Raw genomic sequence first — 17,070 nt, forward strand, 5'->3', positions numbered from 1 at the left:
GCGGAGAACCCATGACGGAAAAAATCAATATTTACGAAATAACGAAAAATATTAATGAATATGCGAATTTTATTATTGGTGAAGTAAATGATCATGTTGTTCGGGCTGCAGTCATTGATGGAGACTTTCATTGGCATAAACATGATAATTGCGATGAATTATTTATAGTAGTCGAAGGAGAATTGTTTATAGATTTCGAAGATAAGACGATTTCATTAAAGCCCGGCGATGTCTTTACGGTTAAAGCGAATATCATGCACCGGACAAGATCAACGAGAAAAACGGTAAATTTATGTTTTGAGAAAGCCGAGAATGAAATAAACGGAAACTGAAAAAATGAGAGGAAGTAAGCTTTGGGTTATATTATGGAGCTTAGGAAGATCGTCGGTACAAGGCCTTTAATAATGACAGGAGCATGCACAATAGTAATCGATGAACATGACCGCATTCTTTTACAACTTAGAACGGATAATGGTTTGTGGGGGTTACCTGGTGGATCACTAGAGCCTGGAGAGTCTATGGAAGAAGTGGCGAAGAGAGAACTATATGCTTTTGAAGTATTCAATGTTATAGTCGCTTATATTTGCAGGGAATATCAAGGCGATATTTGCTTGGACGAAGAAGAAGTAAAGGAAATAAAATTCTTTCCTATTCAAGATATACCGAATGAAATAAGTCCTCCCGATTTACCGGTTCTCAATAAGTTCTTGAAAACATTGACAGGGGGATCTCAATGAAGTTCATTGTATCTGCAAGCGTAATTGTCCTTAATGAAAATCATGAGATTTTACTGATGAAAGGGAGAAGAGGCTGGGAAATGCCTCAAGGATGTATTGAGGAAGCGGAATCAATCCGACAAGGAGCCATTCGAGAAGTCAAAGAGGAAACAGGAATAGATATTGAATTGCTTAAGTTTTGCGGAGTCTATCAGAATATTTCGCGGGGAGTTTGTAATCATATTTTTACAGGAAGGCCGGTAGGAGGGACGCTTGCAACAAGCAATGAAAGTGAAGAAGTTGGCTTTTTCACACTGGAAGAAGCTAATAAGATGATTACCTGGGGAAATTTTAAGGATAGAATTCAAAGAGCTTTGGATGAAAAAGAACATCCGTTTCTAATTGAATTTTTGGAATAATAAGTTAGACAGATCCGAATCGAGCCCTGACTTCGCTTATAACGAGGTCGGGGCTTTTTGCCGTTCAAATCGCTCGTCGATCGCGGCATCTAATAAACATACAGGTAATGCGAAGGGTGTAGGGTGCCATCTTAGGGCGAATGTCATTATCATGACACTATAACGAACGATGTTCGTTACGCAAGACTAGCAAAAGAGAAAACTATCCCGATGGGAGCGTGATCCGGCAAATGGAACAGACGTCAATCATGGTCGAGGAAACCCGACTTCGGAGAGTGAAGCAGGCTTTGCTTGGTATGCAGCGCTATTCCTGGGAGCAGGGAGTTGCCGCGCAAGCGATGCTCGAGCTCGGAGATGAAGAAACGGCTTATCTGTTGGCGCGGGATGCGGTCATTCGGCAAGATTCTTCAGGCAAGCTCGGCGTCATGAACGATGCCTATTCCGTTACGGATTCGGCGGCGAACGGGGAAGCCGTGCTGAGAATCGCGCAGACTACAGGGGATTCGTTATTCGCTTCCGGTGCTGCCAGAATGCTTGATTGGTTAATAAAGACGGCGCCGCGAACGGATGATGGCGCGTTGTATCATGTCGTGGATAAACCCGAGGTGTGGGTCGATTCTTTCTATATGGCTCCGCCGTTCTTGGCGTACGCGGGTTATCACAACCATGCCGTTCTGCAAATGGAGGGTTACCGAACTCGGTTATGGAATCCCGATGCCAAGCTGTTCGCCCACATCTGGGATGACGGGGAGAAGAAGTTCAAACGCGACGCGCATTGGGGAGTCGGAAACGGGTGGGCTGTCGCGGGTATGGTCAGAGTACTGGCAGAGCTGCCGGATAGCATGCAAGCGGATAAGGACAGGATTACGGGATACTTGAAAGCGACGATCGACGGATGCCTTGTCCATCTTCGCGAGGACGGGCTGTTTCACGACGTATTGGATGACCCTGAATCGTTCGTTGAGACGAATACCGGCCAGATGATCGCTTACGCCATCTATCGCGGAGTGAGCATAGGAGCGCTAGATGTAACGTATACGGCTCATGCCGAACGAATGAGAAACGCGGCGATCGCGAAGGTGGACGATCGCGGATTCGTGCAAGGCGTGTGCGCGGCACCGTTCTTCGATCGGCCGGGCACGGCGCCGGAAGGTCAGGCCTTCCATTTGCTAATGGAAAGCGCGGCGCGGAAAGGAATGAACCTATGAGCATGGACGTCATTTGTCTGGGAGAGCTGTTGATCGATTTCGTGTCGACGGCCAAGAACGTTTCCTTGATCCATAGCCCCGGTTTTGTTAAAGCGCCCGGTGGGGCTCCGGCCAATGTCGCGGTGGGAGTCGTTAAGCTCGGCGGCAGCGCCGGGTTTATCGGCAAGGTGGGGCAGGATCCGTTCGGCCACTATCTGAAGCAAGTGCTGGATCAATTGAACGTGGACACTTCTTATTTGGCGTTCGATGAATTCGCCAGAACTACGTTATCGTTCGTAGCGCAAAATCCGGAAGGGGACCGGGATTGCATGTTCTACCGGAATCCGGGAGCGGATATGCAATTAACGCCGGCGGATATCACGGAAGATTACATTCGGTCGGGCACGATCTTCCATTATGGGTCGATCAGCTTCGGCAGTCCGAGTAGCAGGGAGGCGACAATACGAGCGCTGGAGATCGCGCGAGCAAGCGGGCTCTATATCTCGTACGATCCGAATCTGAGAATGGATCTGTGGAAGGACCATGAAGTTGCTAAACGGGACATCAATGCGGGCTTCCAATATGCCGACTTGGTCAAGATCAGCGAGGAGGAGTACGAGTTTATAACCGGATGCCGCAGCGTGGAGGAATGCGGAAGCTACATTCTCGGTCAAGGCGCCAAGCTTGTCATCGTTACCATGGGCAAAGACGGCTGCTACTTCACGAACGGCAACGCCAGCGGTTACGCGGACGGCTTTCCGGCGAACGTCGTCGAGACGACGGGAGCGGGAGACGCGTTCGTCGCGGCGATGCTGAGTCAAATCGGAAAACTCATTCGATCCGGCGAATCCAAGAAAATAGAGTCGGAGTCCGAGCTTCGCGGCATGCTGAGGTTCGCGAATGCGGCTGGATCGATCGCGACGACGGGGTTCGGGGCGATTCCGTCCTTGCCGACGCTTAAGGAAGTTGAAGAATTGCTAGGCTTGTGAATTGCCGATAGGGGAGCGAAAGCCATGAAAAGCCTGATCGTTGACGCAGAAGGGAACCTTTCCGTCCGGGAGATCTCAAAGCCGCAATACGGAGAGTACCAGGCGCTCGTGCGCATGGTGAGCTGCGGAATCTGCCGCGGTACCGATACGAAGCTCATTCACCGTGAATTCAAGGGCTTCGTTGCGTATCCCGCCGCGCTAGGACACGAGGGTGTCGGCCGTGTCGTCGAGCTCGGCGAGAAAACGCGATACCTTAAGAAAGGCGACCTGGTGCTGCTTCCGTTCCTCGAAAAAGAGACCGACGGCGTGTTTCCGGGTTGGGGCGCGTTCTCGGAGCTCGCCGTCGTTGCCGACTCTCGGGCGATGCTCGAGGATGGCAAAGGACCCGGAGATCCGGCTTTCTCGGAAGCGTATTACGCCCAGCAAGTTCTGCCCGCCGATATCGACGTCGTCTCCGCTCCGATGATCGTTACTTTCCGGGAGGTGCTTAGCGCTTGCCATAGATTCGGGTTCCGGCCGAACGCGAGTTTGATCGTCTATGGAGCGGGACCAGTCGGATTATCGTTCTTGAAATTCGCCAAGCTGCTCGGTCTGGGGCCGATCATAGCTTCGGTAACTTCGGATGCGAAGGTTGAGGAAGCGTTAACTACCGGGGCGGATTATGCGTTCAATAGCAGGAGCTGCGATATCGTAGCCGAAGTCAGGCGCATTTGCCAGGGCGGGGTCGATTTCGCCGTCGATGCGGTGGGCAAAACCGACATTATCAACCAGAGCATGGAGCTGCTTGCTCCATATGGGCATATCGGCGTTTACGGAATCTCGCCCAACACGAGCATGGCGCTCGATTGGAGCAAAGCCCCATATAACTGGCATCTCGATTTTATCCAATGGCCCTCCAAGCTGGAAGAAGCCGAAAGCTATCGTCAAGTCATGAACTGGATTGAGCTCGGCGTGCTTAATCCCCGAGAATTCGTATCGTCCGTGTTCGGATTCGATCGTATTCAGGAAGCGTTCGAGCAAGCCGAACAAGGCAGCGGGCTAAAGAAAACGATCATTACGTTCGATTGACGGATTTACATTCATGCAGATAACGACAAATCGAGGAGGAATTATTATGCCGACTTCCCAACTATTCGCCGTATTGCCCGAGGACTTCGTAACGACTCCGGATGCGATGGGTATTCATCCGGAGAGCGGGGATCTGGTCGTCTCTTGTCCGAACTTCGCGGATCAGTCCCGCCCGGGTTGTTTGATTCGGATCGATCGGGACAGGAACGTGAGTAAGTGGATTGAGGTGCCCGTGCATCCGGATACCGGCGTCGCTTGTCCGATGGGAATCGCCTTCGGACCGGACGGGGACTTGTATATCTGCGATAACCAAGGCTGGTCGGGCTCCGAGAACGGAAAGTTCAAAGGAAGGCTGCTTCGCCTGCGCATCGAAGGCGACCAAGTCGTCAAGACGACGGTCGTCGCGGAAGACATGGAGCATCCGAACGGCGTGCGCATTCGCGGTTCTCATATGTACGTCACGCAAAGCACGCTCAATTTAGTGAAAGATCCGACGGGCTTGCTTCTCAGCTGCGTGTATAAGTTCGGATTGGACGAGGAAGGCATTCAAATTACGAACACGCTGGCTGATCCTCATATGCTGACGACATTCTTGACGCTCAACGAGAACGATCAATATGGCGCGGACGGCATCGAATTCGACTCCGAGGGCAATCTCTACGTCGGTAATTTCGGCGATGGAGCCGTTCACAAAATTACGTTCCATCCGGACGGAAGCGTGAAGGACAACGTAGTATGGGCCAAAAACAACGAGCAGCTGCAAACGACGGACGGCATGGTTATGGATTCGGCGGGTAACCTGTATGTCGCCGACTTCTCCGCCAACGCGATCGCGAAAATCTATCCCGACGCGACGATCGAACGTTACGCGGTAAGCCCCGATTCCAACGGTCTGAAGGGCGAGCTTAACCAACCGAGCGAACCGATTATCTGGAACGGAACGCTCGTAATTTCCTGTTTCGACCTGGTCAGGGGACCCGGTAAAGTAAATACCGGACACGAACTACCCGCCACCCTGTCCGAATTGAGCCTATAAGGGAGACCCTCATGAAAGCCAAAATATTAATTACTCCCAAATCATTTGCCAATTACAAAGATTCGGTTTATCCGGACATCGTCTGTCAAGGCTACGAGATTATTGAAAACCGTCTAGGACGCACGATGACGGGAGAGGAGATCGTAGAGCTGGCGTCGGAAGAAGTCGTCGGGATCATCATCGGCATCGACCCCTTGCCTGCCGGTGTATTGCGCCGCTGCAAGGATTTGAGAGCCGTCTCCAAATATGGCATGGGAACGGACAATATTGATTTGGACGCGGCTCGAGAGTTGAACATCGAGGTTCAGATCGCCGCAGGAACGAACAACGTTTCCGTCGCCGAGCATACGATCGGCCTTCTATTCGCGGCTGCCCGCCGTATTCCCAAGAACGTAGCCGAGGTGAAGCTTGGCCACTGGGAACGGATGATGGGCATCGAGTTGACCGGCAAGACGATCGGAGTGGTCGGAGGCGGACAGATCGGACGCGAGGTCGCGATTCGGGCGAAGGGAATCGGCATGCGAGTGCTCCTGTACGATCCGTTTCTCCAAGCCGACGCCGAAGCCTATTTGACGAGCAACGGAATTCGGCGAATCGAGCAGCTTGAGGAGCTGTTGGCTCAATCCGACGCCGTCTCCTTGCACGTGCCTTATACGCCGAACACGAAACATTTAATAAATGCCGAAACCATTAACCGGATGAAGCACGGGGCTATGCTGATTAATACGTCGAGGGGGGAACTGGTGGACGAGGAGGTTCTATACGAGGCTCTCTTGGTGAACCGGATATCGGCTGCAGCCCAAGACGTATTCTCGGTCGAGCCTCCCGAGATAGGTAACAAGCTTGTCGGATTGGACAATTTTTTCCTGACTTCCCATACCGGAGCATATACGAAGGATGCCGTCGAACGGATGGCCACCGTATCGACGCGTAATCTGCTCGAAATGTTAGGTCGAACGACAGAAAGGAGACTCTGACGGGATGCTAAACTTGACGAAAGCCGATCGGCCGACGCTTTATTTTATCGGAGTGACGACGGGTCAATCCTCGATTATGAAATTGTTCCCGCTCTGGGCAGAAGCGCTCGGAATCGGGAATGCCGTCATTAAAGGCATCGATATCGGAATTCACGCGGATCCGGCGATATACCGGGAAGCCGTGACTTTTATTAAGAACGACGAGTTAAGCCTGGGCGCGCTCGTCACAACGCATAAGATCGACCTGTATTATGCGGCGAAGGATTTGTTCGACTACTTGGATCCGTATGCCGAGATGTTCGGAGAGCTATCTTGCATTTCCAAGAAGGACGGGAAATTAGAGGGTTATGCCAAGGATCCCATCTCCAGCGGCTTGTCGCTTGAAGCCTTCGTGCCCGAACGCTATTGGGAAAAGCACGGAGGAGAACTGTTCGTCATGGGGGCAGGAGGCAGCGCTATTGCGATCTCCGCCTATTTGCTAGATCCGCGCAAAGCTAGCCGACCGTCAAGACTCGTCGTTACGAACCGCAGCAAGCCGCGGCTGGATGAAATCAAACGAATTATGGATACCGTTGCTCCAGACGTTCCCGCGCAATACTTTCTTACGCCGCAAGCGACGGACAACGATAATGTCATGATGACGGTGAAGCCGCACTCCCTTGTCGTCAATGCCACAGGTTTAGGTAAAGATCAGCCCGGTTCGCCGATTACGGACGGGGCAGCCTTCCCGGCCAACAGCTTGGCATGGGAGCTGAATTACCGAGGGGCGCTCGATTTCCTGCATCAAGCGAAGGCGCAGGAAGCCGCGCAACGTCTGTACGTGGAAGACGGCTGGATCTATTTCATTCACGGTTGGACGCAAGTGATCGGCGAAGTTTTCCATCTCGAATATACCCCCGAGAAGTTCGCCGAGCTGGAACGAATCGCCGGCGGACTTCGATAATCGATTGCGCCAAGAGGAGGCAGACAGATGAGTCAAGCTAATGAAAAAGCCAATAGGATAGCGACGCTTCCATTCTCGGCCCATTTCGATCTCGCGAGCGGGCTGTCGAACGATTATTCGTCGACGAAACGCCCGCTCTCGAAAATGTTGGGCATGTACTCGGACGCTGAAGCCTTTCAAGTTCTTGTCGAAGCGGGCGATCCGGACGTGTACGAATTTTACGAGCTTACGATGCCCGATTCCGCGAATGAATTGCTGTTCGGCACGAGCATCGTTTATCCCGGCCGAGTCGGACGGGAATATTACATGACCAAAGGCCATTTCCATACGATCCTGGATACGCCGGAGGTGTACTACTGCCTCAACGGCCAAGGCTACATGCTGATGGAAAATCCGGAAGGCGACTGGAAGGCCGAGCGTTTCCTCCCCGGGCAAGCCGTATACGTACCGCCGCGTTACGCGCATCGCAGCATCAATACCGGAGACGTGCCGCTCGTAACGTTCTTCGTATATCGCGCGGACTCGGGGCACGATTACGGAACGCTCGAGACGAAAGGGTTCCGCAAGCTGATCGTCGATCGGAACGGCCAACCGGAGATCGTCGATAACCCGAAATGGAGCGGAGAAAGGTAGGAGACGATCTATGGAATATACGTACTTGGGAAGAACGGGAATGAAGGTTAGCAGGCTGTGCCTGGGAACGATGAATTTCGGCGTGTCGACGGACGAGAAGGAAGCGTTCCGTATGATGGACGAGGCGCTCGACGCGGGCATCCAGTTTTTCGATACGGCAAATATCTACGGTTGGGGGGAGAATGCAGGCGCAACGGAATCGATCCTCGGACGCTGGTTCGCGCAAGGAGGAAACCGACGGGAGCGGGTTGTACTCGCGACGAAGGCCTATGAGAAAATGAGCGATCCGCTGGATGGACCTAACGACTGTAAAGGCTTGTCCCTCTACAAGCTTCGCCGCCATCTCGAAGGTTCCTTGCGCAGGCTTCGGACGGATCATATCGAGCTCTTCTATATGCATCATATCGATTGGCGAACGCCGTGGGAGGAGCTTTGGGAAGCGCTGGAAGGTGCGGTCCGTCAAGGAAAGGTCGACTATATCGGCTCCAGCAACTTCGCGGGCTGGCATCTGGTCAAAGCCCAAGCCGCGGCGAAAGAACGGAAGTTCATGGGATTGGTCGCGGAGCAGCATATTTATAGTCTTCTGAACCGAACGCCTGAGTTGGAGGTGCTGCCTGCGGCAAGCGATCTCGGCCTCGGGATCGTCGCTTGGAGTCCGCTTGCGGGCGGAGCTCTAGCAGGTAACGCGTTAAACCCGAACGTAAGCCATCGAACTTCGCAGCAGGCCCATGTGATCGCTAAGCATCGGGCTAGCTTGGAAGAGTACTCCGCCTTATGCCGGGAACTCGGCGAGAAGGAATCCAACGTCGCGCTGGCGTGGGTGCTCGCGAATCCGGCCTTAACCGGCCCGATAATCGGCCCGCGCACGGTAGAACAGCTTCGCGACGCGATCCGCGCGACGGAGATCCGGCTTGCCGCGTCTACGCTTCAAAGATTGGAAGAATTGTTCCCGGGACCGGGAGGAGCGGCTCCGGAATCGTATTCCTGGTAGTATAATAGAGAGAAAAGCCGACTGCCGGGGGGACAGCTTATGCTCGCTAGCTTGAAAAACGGGTACTTGGAGCTATCCATCCGATCTAAGTTTCAGCTATGGTTTCTTCCGCTGCTGATCATCACCTCGGGGAGCATCGGTTTTTTCTCCTATAAGACCGCGTCCGATCAAGTGTTGCAGAAGGTGTCGCAAGCGCAGGATAACATATCCTCTCAGACGATTTCCCATTTGGACTACTTGGCCAAGGATATTTACGATATTTACAACTACCTGTCTCTATCCTCGGAACTGCACGACCTCCTGTCTCCGGAGCCCAACTTCAATTCCGGAATCATCGTGAATAACATGATCAACCGGCTCCTTAGCACGCGGCAATTTTTCCAATCGCTGCTCATTTTCTCGGAAGGCTTTCCGACGATCAAATACAATAGCTTGAACAATAACGAAATCATCAGCTTTAAGGATTATAAGAAGAGCGAGATCTACAGGGATACCGTAAATGCCGTCGTTAAAGGAGCCTGGGGGGTAGAAGAAGGCTCTTTCAAGCTATTTATCGGCGATGAGCGGCGCAAGGTGTTTTACAGCAAGGTGCTCGTCAACCCGGGAAACTTCAACAAGGAAGGACTATTGGTCATCGGGATGACGGAAGCCGATTTCCGCCAATCGTTCGGCCGCGCGAAGGATAACGTGGAGATCGTCGTCGTGAACGGCGACGGCACGATTTTGTCGGATTCCGGGGGCAAATGGAGCGGACGCTCTTTCTCGGAGCTTCCCTATTACGATCATCGCGGGATCGAGCAGGTGAATTGGAACGAACATGACGACGAATGGCTGATTTCGCACTCCTCCTCGGAGGTTACGGGCTGGCACGTGCTTGTCATTCAGCCCCGAACGGAAGAGCTTATGCAGTTGAATTCGATTCGTTGGCTGACGATCGGATTTGTTCTGCTTATTCTGCTCATTAACGCTCCGATCAGCTGGACGATCTCGAGGTTGTTTTTGAAGCCGCTGAAGAAAATCTTGAAGTCGATGCGCGAAGTGCAGGCAGGCGATTTCAACCAACAGGTCGACGTGAAGCTGAGGGACGAGATCGGGCAGCTCGGCAAAGGCTACAATATTATGGTTTCGAAGATCAGGGAGCTAATCCAAGACGTGTATAAGTCGGAGCTCTCTAAGAAGGAATCGGAGCTGAGGCTGCTTCAATCGCAGATCAACCCGCATTTTCTCTACAATACTCTGAACTCTATTACATGGATGTCCTACCGGGAGGGCGCCGATAAAACCGCGGAAATGATTCAGAAGCTGTCGGACTTCTTTCGCTACAATCTCAGCCAAGGCGCGGACATCATTACGCTAGAGAAGGAAATTACGATCGTAGAAAACTATTTGTACTTGAGCAAAATTCGATTCGCCGACAAGCTCACTTATTCCATAGAGGTCGACGAAAGGCTGGCGGAGACGCCTATTCCCAAGCTGATCCTCCAACCGATCGTAGAGAACGCGGTCGTTCACGGCATCGAGCCGTCTGACGAGCAAGGGTACATTCACGTTAAGGTTTCTTTGTCCGGCGAATCGTTGCTTATCGTCGTTACGGACAACGGAATCGGGATCGTTCCCGAGACGCTGGCAAAGCTACGTAACTCCATTCAGGCTAAGGCAAATCCGAGTAGCATCGAGGAGGAAGGAAGCTTCGCTCTGCGTAATGTTCGGGACCGACTCTACCATCATTTCGAAGAGGGAGTCGAGATTGATATCGTAAGCAGACGGAACGTCGGAACGACGGTCAAGATGCTCATTCCGATTCGCAAGTCAGACGAAGCAAGGGGCGATTGCGATGTTTAAGCTGCTGATCGTGGAAGACGAAGCGTCCTTTCGCGAGGCCATTCTGACGATGATAGATTGGGAATCCGAAGGAATTCGCGTGATCGGAACCGCGTCGAACGGCCGGAAAGCGATTGAAGCGATGGAGGAAGAGAAGCCTGATATTCTGTTGACGGATATTCGTATGCCGATGATGTCGGGTCTGGAGTTAATCGAGGAAGCGAAGGCGCGCGGAATCGACTTGATTCCCGTTCTACTAACCGGATATAGCGAATTCGAATATGCCCAGAAGGCGCTCAAGCTCGGAGTGTTCGATTATATTTTGAAGCCGTGCAATCCGAAGCAGGTCAAAGAGGTTATCGGTAAGGTCAAGGACGAGCTCGTACGCGAACGCAGCAAGGCAAATCAGGTGGACCGGCTGGAGCGGCAATGGACGGCGAACGCAAGAATGGTTACGGAGGACAAATTGCTTAAATGGTTAAGAGAAGCTCCCTGGAACGGAGAGGAGAGGCTCGCGGAGATTAAGGAGTACGGAATTCGTCTGGAGGATGCTTCCTCGCTGGCGATCGTATTCCGCTTCGATTCCAAGGAGCTTAACGTACTGGCTTACGGGGATAAGGACTTGGGACTTATCCGTTACGCTGCCTCCAATATTATAAAGGAGAGCATCGGATACCGATTCGAAGGCAGGCATGAGCTATTGACGCTCGACGATCGGTTTGTTCTTCTCGCTAACGTGCCGAACCAGTTGGACAGGGTAGAGCTGCAGGATAGCTTGGAGACCGTGCAACGCAACTTAAGCTCGTTCTTGAAAGTAACCGTGAGTATCGGCGTCGGCTCCGTTACTGCCTTGCCCGACCTTCATATTTCTTACAAGGAAGCGCTTGAAGCTTTGACGAGAAGGTTTTTCCACGGAGGCAGCGGGTTGTTCGTTGCCTCGGAGCAATCGAGAGAGTCTTCGAACCAAGCGGAGGCGTCCAAGTTCCGATCGGACTTCGCCGAGCTGGAACGGGAAATTCGTCGGCATATCGCCGAAAGCAATTACGCGGAGTTCGTCAGCGAGGTGGAGGAGTGGCTGGATAGCTTCCGGGAACAGGAGCTGTCCGTATCGCGCATCCATCTTCATACGTATTCGTTGATCGATAGCCTAATGAAGGAGATCGGTTCCAGTCCCGACGAGAGGATCCGGTCGTGCGTAGGCCAATTCGAAGCATGCGTGGATCAGGTACAGAAGCTGGAAACTTTCGAAGAGCTGTCTACGTTGATTACTCGGGTCATCCAGAGGTTCGTGGAGCTGATGAACTCGAAGAAAGCGGTACACAAAACGATTCAGTACGTAATCAATCTGATCAATGAGAAATATAGCACCAATCTAACCTTGAAATCCATCGCGGAAGAAGTATTTATATCCCCTTCACATCTCTCTACTTTGTTCCGCCAGGAAATGGGCATTAATTTTCTGGATTATTTGCACCAGCACCGGATCGACAAGGCCAAACAACTGCTCAAGGATTCGGGCGAGAAGGTCTATTCCGTCGCCCGCAAGGTCGGCTACTACGACGAAGCCCATTTCGTGCGGTTTTTCAAGAAATGGACGGGATTGCTGCCCTCCCAGTACAAAAAACAGAACGGCTTCTAATAAACGTACAGCTATACAAAGTAATGACGGGTTATTCGTCGAATACGCCTAATTTATACTGAAGTAGCAATCCGTTATCACATTACGATTAGGTGGAGGGGTTCATCTTGAAAAAGCATTTGAACGCGCTTGCATTGATTATGGTTATTGTCCTGGTCGTATCGGCTTGCGGGAATAACAACGGCAATTCGAATTCAAGCCCGAGCAAGGCTTCCGATCCGGCCACAACGGCCACAACGGCCACAACGGCAACTACGGAAACGCCCGACAGCAACAAGAAAGTAGAATTCAAGTTCTTCAGCAATAACCCGGACCGTACGGGCGGGCAAGGCTTGGCGGAACAGAAGCTGATCGACCAATACATGAGCGAGAATCAGAACGTGAAAATCACGGTCGAGACGCTGTCACCGGATCCGCAATTCCAAGACAAACTCAAAATCTATAACGCGTCCGATAACGTTCCCGACGTTACGATGATGTGGGGCCAGAAGCGTTACCTTGATCCCCTTGTCAAGAATAACGCGCTCGTTACGTTCACGAAAGAAGACTTCGCGGGCCAAGGCTTCATCGATGCCGCGTTCGACAGCTTTACGCTCGACGGCAAAATCTACGGAATTCCGAAGAATACGGACTTCCTCGTACTGTTCGTGAATAAGAAGCTACTGGCGGACAACGGTCTTGAACCGCCGAAAACCCAAGGCGACCTGTTCAAAATCACGGAGAAGCTGAAAGGTACGGATATCGTGCCAATGGCGCTTGACGGACGGGATTCCTGGCCGCTTGCGTTGTTGTTCGACGCCGTAGTGGCTCGTCAGTCCGGCGGATTCGACTTGTACCACAAAGCGATTGACCGTACGGGCTCGTTCAACAACCCCGACGTCGTCGCTTCGGCCAAGACGATCCAGGAAATGGTCAAATCGGGCATGTTCGGCGAAGGCTTCCTGAATCTCGATTACGGCGGAGCGAGAAACTTGTTCGGCCAAGGCAAAGCCGCGATGTACCTGATGGGAGAATGGGAAATGGGCATTTCGTCGGATGCTAACTTCCCGGAAGACGTTCGCAACAACATGATTGTCATCCCTTGGCCGGCTTCCGACGACGGTAAGGGCAAGACGACCGACCTGCTCGCATGGTTCGGCGGCGGTTATAGCGTAGCCGCCAAGACGGAGAACTCGGCCGAAGCCAAGAAGTTCGCGATCTGGCTATTCAAGAAGGAGAATTGGGCGAAGACCGTATGGCAGAACGGTATCACGTTCCCTGCGCAAAATTACGACGAGTTCAAGACGGGTAAGGAAACGCAAGTGCAGAACGATCTAACGAATATTTTGGGTTCTGCCACCATATTCAGCGGCGCGAACTCGCAGGATTTATTCTCGACTTCAACCGCTAAGAGCTACCTGGATGCGATTACGGAAATGATGGCTTCCAAATCGACTCCGGAGAATTTCGCGGAGAAAATCGACGCTATCGCCGATAAATCCTACAAAGAAATGAACCCGTAACACGATCTTCAAGAAAAATCGGAGCAAAACCACTCAGACGTTTTGCTCCGTTTTTCAAAAGGAATGGTGAGCATGAACAAACTATGGATGGAAAAACGGAATATCGCGGTGTTGATTGCTCCCGGCTTGTTGTTCATCATTGGCATGGTTCTATTGCCGACTGCCGTTGCTTTGTATTTAAGCTTCACGAATTACGACGGCGTCGATTATAATCTGTTCAACTTAAGCAACTACAAAGAAATTTTTCTCCATGACTCTATTTTCTGGGACGCTCTTCGAAATTCGATTCTGCTCGGCATTGCTTTTGTCGTCCTGCAGCATCCCATCGCTGTTCTGATGGCCATATTGACGACGCACGCGGGGAAATGGGAGAGACCGCTGCGGATATTAATCTTTATCCCTTCTATTATCTCTACGTTCGTAACCTCGCAAATGTGGGTAAGCTTGCTGAACGTACAGTTCGGATTATTAAATAGAATGCTAACGGCGGTAGGGCTGAGCTCATGGAAACAGGATTGGCTCGGCAACCCCGATATTGCTATATACTCCATTATTTTCGTCGCGATGTGGCAAGGCTTCGGGTATGCTTATTTGCTTTACTATGCCGGTATCAAAGGAATTCCGTCCGAGCTGTACGAAGCGGCGATCGTCGACGGGGCTAACAAGTGGCGGTATGGCCGAAGCATTATCCTGCCGCTCCTGATGCCGGTCATCCGCATTAACTTCGTTCTGGCAATCGTGGCAGGCTTTAAGCAGATGGAAACCGTATTCCTGATGACGGGAGGAGGGCCTTCCAATAGTACGCAGTTCCTTGGAACCTACTTGTACTCTAGGGCATTCCGCGACGGCCTCTTCGGTTACGGTAACGCCATTTCGATTCTATTCATCGTTTTTTGTCTCGTCGTTACGTTGATCATGAACCGTTTGTTGAAGAAAGACGTAGGTGAATTCTGATGGTAGCTTCTATGTTTAACGCCGGGGTTCTTCGCAGGACGATTCTCGTCCTTGGTTTATTGATCATCGTCGTGCTGCAGCTGTTTCCGCTCGTATGGCTTGTAAACTTCTCTCTATTGAAGAGCGGCGATTTCTTCGGTAGCGACGTCTTAAAATGGCCGAATCCTTTCCAGTGGGTGAACTATAAGAACGCGTTTACGCTCGGTCATGTCCCTGCTTATTTGCTGAATAGCGCCATCGTCGCCGCGATCGTCATCGTAGTTACGGTCATCGTATCCCTTATGCTTAGCTACGTCATCGCGCGTATCCAGTGGAAAGGGAACGTCGTATTGTCGGGGCTCGTCATGGTCTGTCTCATCGTTCCGATCTATTCCACGCTGTTACCGAACTTCTTCATCTTTCAGAAAATTAATCTAATAGACAATTACTTGTCGCTCATCCTGCCTAACATCGCGTTTCTGATTCCGATCAGCGTATTCATCTTCATCGGCTTCCTGCAGACGACGCCTCGAGCAATCGAAGAAGCTGCGGTCATCGACGGGTTAAGCCTACTGGGGATCGTGTTCCGGATTATTATGCCGATCTCTAAGCCGGTTATCGCTTCCGTCGGCGTCTTGGCTTTCCTGAACACGTGGAACGAGTTCATCATGGCGATCACGTATATCAGCTCGGACAAATACAAGACGCTTCCGTTTTCGTTGATTCAATTCACCGGGCAATACGCATCCAATTACGGAGCTCAGTTCGCGGTCATGACGCTGATCGCTTTGCCTTCCGTCGTCCTCTACATGCTCTTTACCGATCAGATTACGAATAGCTTGACTGCTGGCGCGGTTAAAGGGTAGTCGGCTGCGGAAACTCGTTTGGGTTTCGGATCAGGGGGTATTATCTATAGCGAATAGGACCGCGGTGTTTGCCGAGCGGTCCTGTTTTTTTATCCTTATCTGATAGCTCGATACTAATGTATACTGCCGTCCCAAAACCCCATCCATTTCAAATTACGATGTGTTTCAATGTACTTTTGGAGTACGTTCAAGAATTAAGCTGGATAAAGATGTTTTTTATTCCTATTGGTCTCCGATTGTGCTATTCCTTTCCTAAATACGATCAATAGTGATGTTCTTCATCCTACTTTGATTGCAAAAGTGCTCAATAGCTCCAATAACGATGATTACCATTCGTATTACCTTATTTTCACCTTTTGATAGCTCACTTTTGAGCAAATCATATCCCAGGGCATGCATTAATATCGAAGCAAGGACGGCGAAGCTGTTTTGATTAGGCAAAACTTGGAATAAAGTGTATTGACATCCATTCCGTTCCGCGCGATCATTAATATAGATGGTAAAAGTTTGTAAATTGGAAGGGGGAAATTGATATGAAGGTTAGCTCAAAGCATTTATTTTTATTGTTTGTAGCAACCATCTCGATCGTTCTTGGAATAGTTTTCATTATGAATAGTGCGAAGTGGGGCTTTAATAATGCTGAGATATTCTTAGTAAATCGAGGTGGTATGGATACAAACCAATTTAACATTATTATTAAGAGCAAGATAGAATCATATGAATACCTAGGAGCGATTTTCACATTATTGGGCGGAATGTTCTTGTTGTTTACAATTTTAAGCAAGGACTTTGTCATTGATAAGATTAATACTGATGAAACAAATAACGAAGGGAATTTAAATGTTAAAGAAATTGAAGAGTAATAAAATAGATCGATGGACTTCGTTATTACTGTTTAAGGATGATTAGATGATAAGATATAGAAAATATCTGATTTTTATCGGAATACCCCTCATTTTAATCATGCTCTATGGACTTACATACATCCCACATAAAATCATAAATATGGAGCCATCAAAAGTCTCCAGCATTATAATTTTTAACGGTGACTCGGGTTATGAAACAGAAATATCGGATAAAGAAGCGATTCAACATATTATCAATAACTTAAACGGAATTACATTTCAGAAAGATAAATGGGCTTTTATATATACGGGTTATAGCTTTAAAACAACGATCTTTAATAATAAAGGGAAGCCGATTAGAAAGCTGACAATTAATTCATCGGATACAATTCGGTATAAAGGTTTTTTCTATAAGACTAGAGGACGTCAAATTGATTATGAATACATTAGAAACTTAATTGAAAGCCTGCCTAAGAAAGTGCCTTGAAAATTGGGAAATGATAAA

The 17,070-nt window shown here is 50.4% G+C and carries 18 protein-coding genes; all 18 read left to right on the plus strand.

Annotated elements, in window-relative coordinates:
- Positions 1-11 precede the first annotated feature (11 nt).
- The 18 genes from DFP95_RS03260 to DFP95_RS03345 all read left to right on the plus strand — a co-directional run bounded on the left by DFP95_RS03260 (position 12) and on the right by DFP95_RS03345 (position 17,052).
- Entirely contained in the window at positions 12-332 is a 321-nt protein-coding gene (locus DFP95_RS03260) for a cupin domain-containing protein (protein WP_115991104.1), read from the plus strand.
- A gap of 21 nt (positions 333-353) precedes the next feature.
- Positions 354-737, plus strand: a complete 384-nt coding sequence (locus DFP95_RS03265; RefSeq protein WP_115991105.1) for an NUDIX domain-containing protein — start codon at positions 354-356, stop codon at positions 735-737.
- Positions 734-1,135: an NUDIX hydrolase gene (locus DFP95_RS03270; RefSeq protein WP_115991106.1), complete on the plus strand. Its 402-nt coding sequence runs from the start codon at positions 734-736 to the stop codon at positions 1,133-1,135. Before DFP95_RS03265 ends, DFP95_RS03270 begins: the two co-directional genes overlap by 4 nt.
- A gap of 230 nt (positions 1,136-1,365) precedes the next feature.
- Positions 1,366-2,343, plus strand: coding sequence for a glycoside hydrolase family 88 protein (locus DFP95_RS03275; protein WP_220376312.1), 978 nt, complete (start codon positions 1,366-1,368; stop codon positions 2,341-2,343).
- Positions 2,340-3,311: a PfkB family carbohydrate kinase gene (locus tag DFP95_RS03280; protein WP_115991107.1), complete on the plus strand. Its 972-nt coding sequence runs from the start codon at positions 2,340-2,342 to the stop codon at positions 3,309-3,311. The genes DFP95_RS03275 and DFP95_RS03280 overlap by 4 nt, the downstream gene beginning before the upstream one ends.
- Before the next feature lie 24 nt (positions 3,312-3,335).
- Positions 3,336-4,379, plus strand: coding sequence for a zinc-dependent alcohol dehydrogenase (locus tag DFP95_RS03285; RefSeq protein ID WP_115991108.1), 1,044 nt, complete (start codon positions 3,336-3,338; stop codon positions 4,377-4,379).
- A gap of 46 nt (positions 4,380-4,425) precedes the next feature.
- Complete coding sequence (locus DFP95_RS03290; RefSeq protein ID WP_115991109.1) at positions 4,426-5,415, plus strand: SMP-30/gluconolactonase/LRE family protein; 990 nt, start codon at positions 4,426-4,428, stop codon at positions 5,413-5,415.
- A gap of 11 nt (positions 5,416-5,426) precedes the next feature.
- Positions 5,427-6,392, plus strand: a complete 966-nt coding sequence (locus DFP95_RS03295; RefSeq protein WP_115991110.1) for a phosphoglycerate dehydrogenase — start codon at positions 5,427-5,429, stop codon at positions 6,390-6,392.
- 4 nt (positions 6,393-6,396) lie between these two features.
- Entirely contained in the window at positions 6,397-7,335 is a 939-nt protein-coding gene (locus DFP95_RS03300) for a shikimate dehydrogenase family protein (protein WP_115991111.1), read from the plus strand.
- 27 nt (positions 7,336-7,362) lie between these two features.
- Positions 7,363-7,968: a glucose-6-phosphate isomerase gene (locus tag DFP95_RS03305; RefSeq protein WP_115991112.1), complete on the plus strand. Its 606-nt coding sequence runs from the start codon at positions 7,363-7,365 to the stop codon at positions 7,966-7,968.
- A 10-nt stretch (positions 7,969-7,978) separates the two neighbouring features.
- Entirely contained in the window at positions 7,979-8,959 is a 981-nt protein-coding gene (locus DFP95_RS03310; RefSeq protein WP_115991113.1) for an aldo/keto reductase, read from the plus strand.
- A 39-nt stretch (positions 8,960-8,998) separates the two neighbouring features.
- Positions 8,999-10,801, plus strand: coding sequence for a sensor histidine kinase (locus DFP95_RS03315; RefSeq protein WP_115991114.1), 1,803 nt, complete (start codon positions 8,999-9,001; stop codon positions 10,799-10,801).
- Positions 10,794-12,419, plus strand: coding sequence for a response regulator (locus tag DFP95_RS03320; RefSeq protein WP_115991115.1), 1,626 nt, complete (start codon positions 10,794-10,796; stop codon positions 12,417-12,419). Before DFP95_RS03315 ends, DFP95_RS03320 begins: the two co-directional genes overlap by 8 nt.
- Positions 12,420-12,526: 107 nt before the next feature.
- Positions 12,527-13,921, plus strand: coding sequence for an ABC transporter substrate-binding protein (locus DFP95_RS03325; protein ID WP_115991116.1), 1,395 nt, complete (start codon positions 12,527-12,529; stop codon positions 13,919-13,921).
- A 72-nt stretch (positions 13,922-13,993) separates the two neighbouring features.
- Positions 13,994-14,875 (plus strand): carbohydrate ABC transporter permease, encoded by an 882-nt coding sequence (locus DFP95_RS03330; protein WP_115991117.1) that lies wholly within the window; start codon positions 13,994-13,996, stop codon positions 14,873-14,875.
- A complete protein-coding gene (locus DFP95_RS03335; RefSeq protein WP_115991118.1) occupies positions 14,875-15,720 on the plus strand; it encodes a carbohydrate ABC transporter permease in 846 nt (281 codons plus the stop codon). The genes DFP95_RS03330 and DFP95_RS03335 overlap by 1 nt, the downstream gene beginning before the upstream one ends.
- Positions 15,721-16,253: 533 nt before the next feature.
- Positions 16,254-16,583: a hypothetical protein gene (locus DFP95_RS03340; RefSeq protein WP_115991119.1), complete on the plus strand. Its 330-nt coding sequence runs from the start codon at positions 16,254-16,256 to the stop codon at positions 16,581-16,583.
- A gap of 46 nt (positions 16,584-16,629) precedes the next feature.
- Complete coding sequence (locus tag DFP95_RS03345) at positions 16,630-17,052, plus strand: hypothetical protein (RefSeq protein WP_115991120.1); 423 nt, start codon at positions 16,630-16,632, stop codon at positions 17,050-17,052.
- Positions 17,053-17,070: the final 18 nt, after the last annotated feature.

Source organism: Cohnella lupini (assembly GCF_003386205.1).
Lineage (GTDB): Bacteria > Bacillota > Bacilli > Paenibacillales > Paenibacillaceae > Cohnella > Cohnella lupini.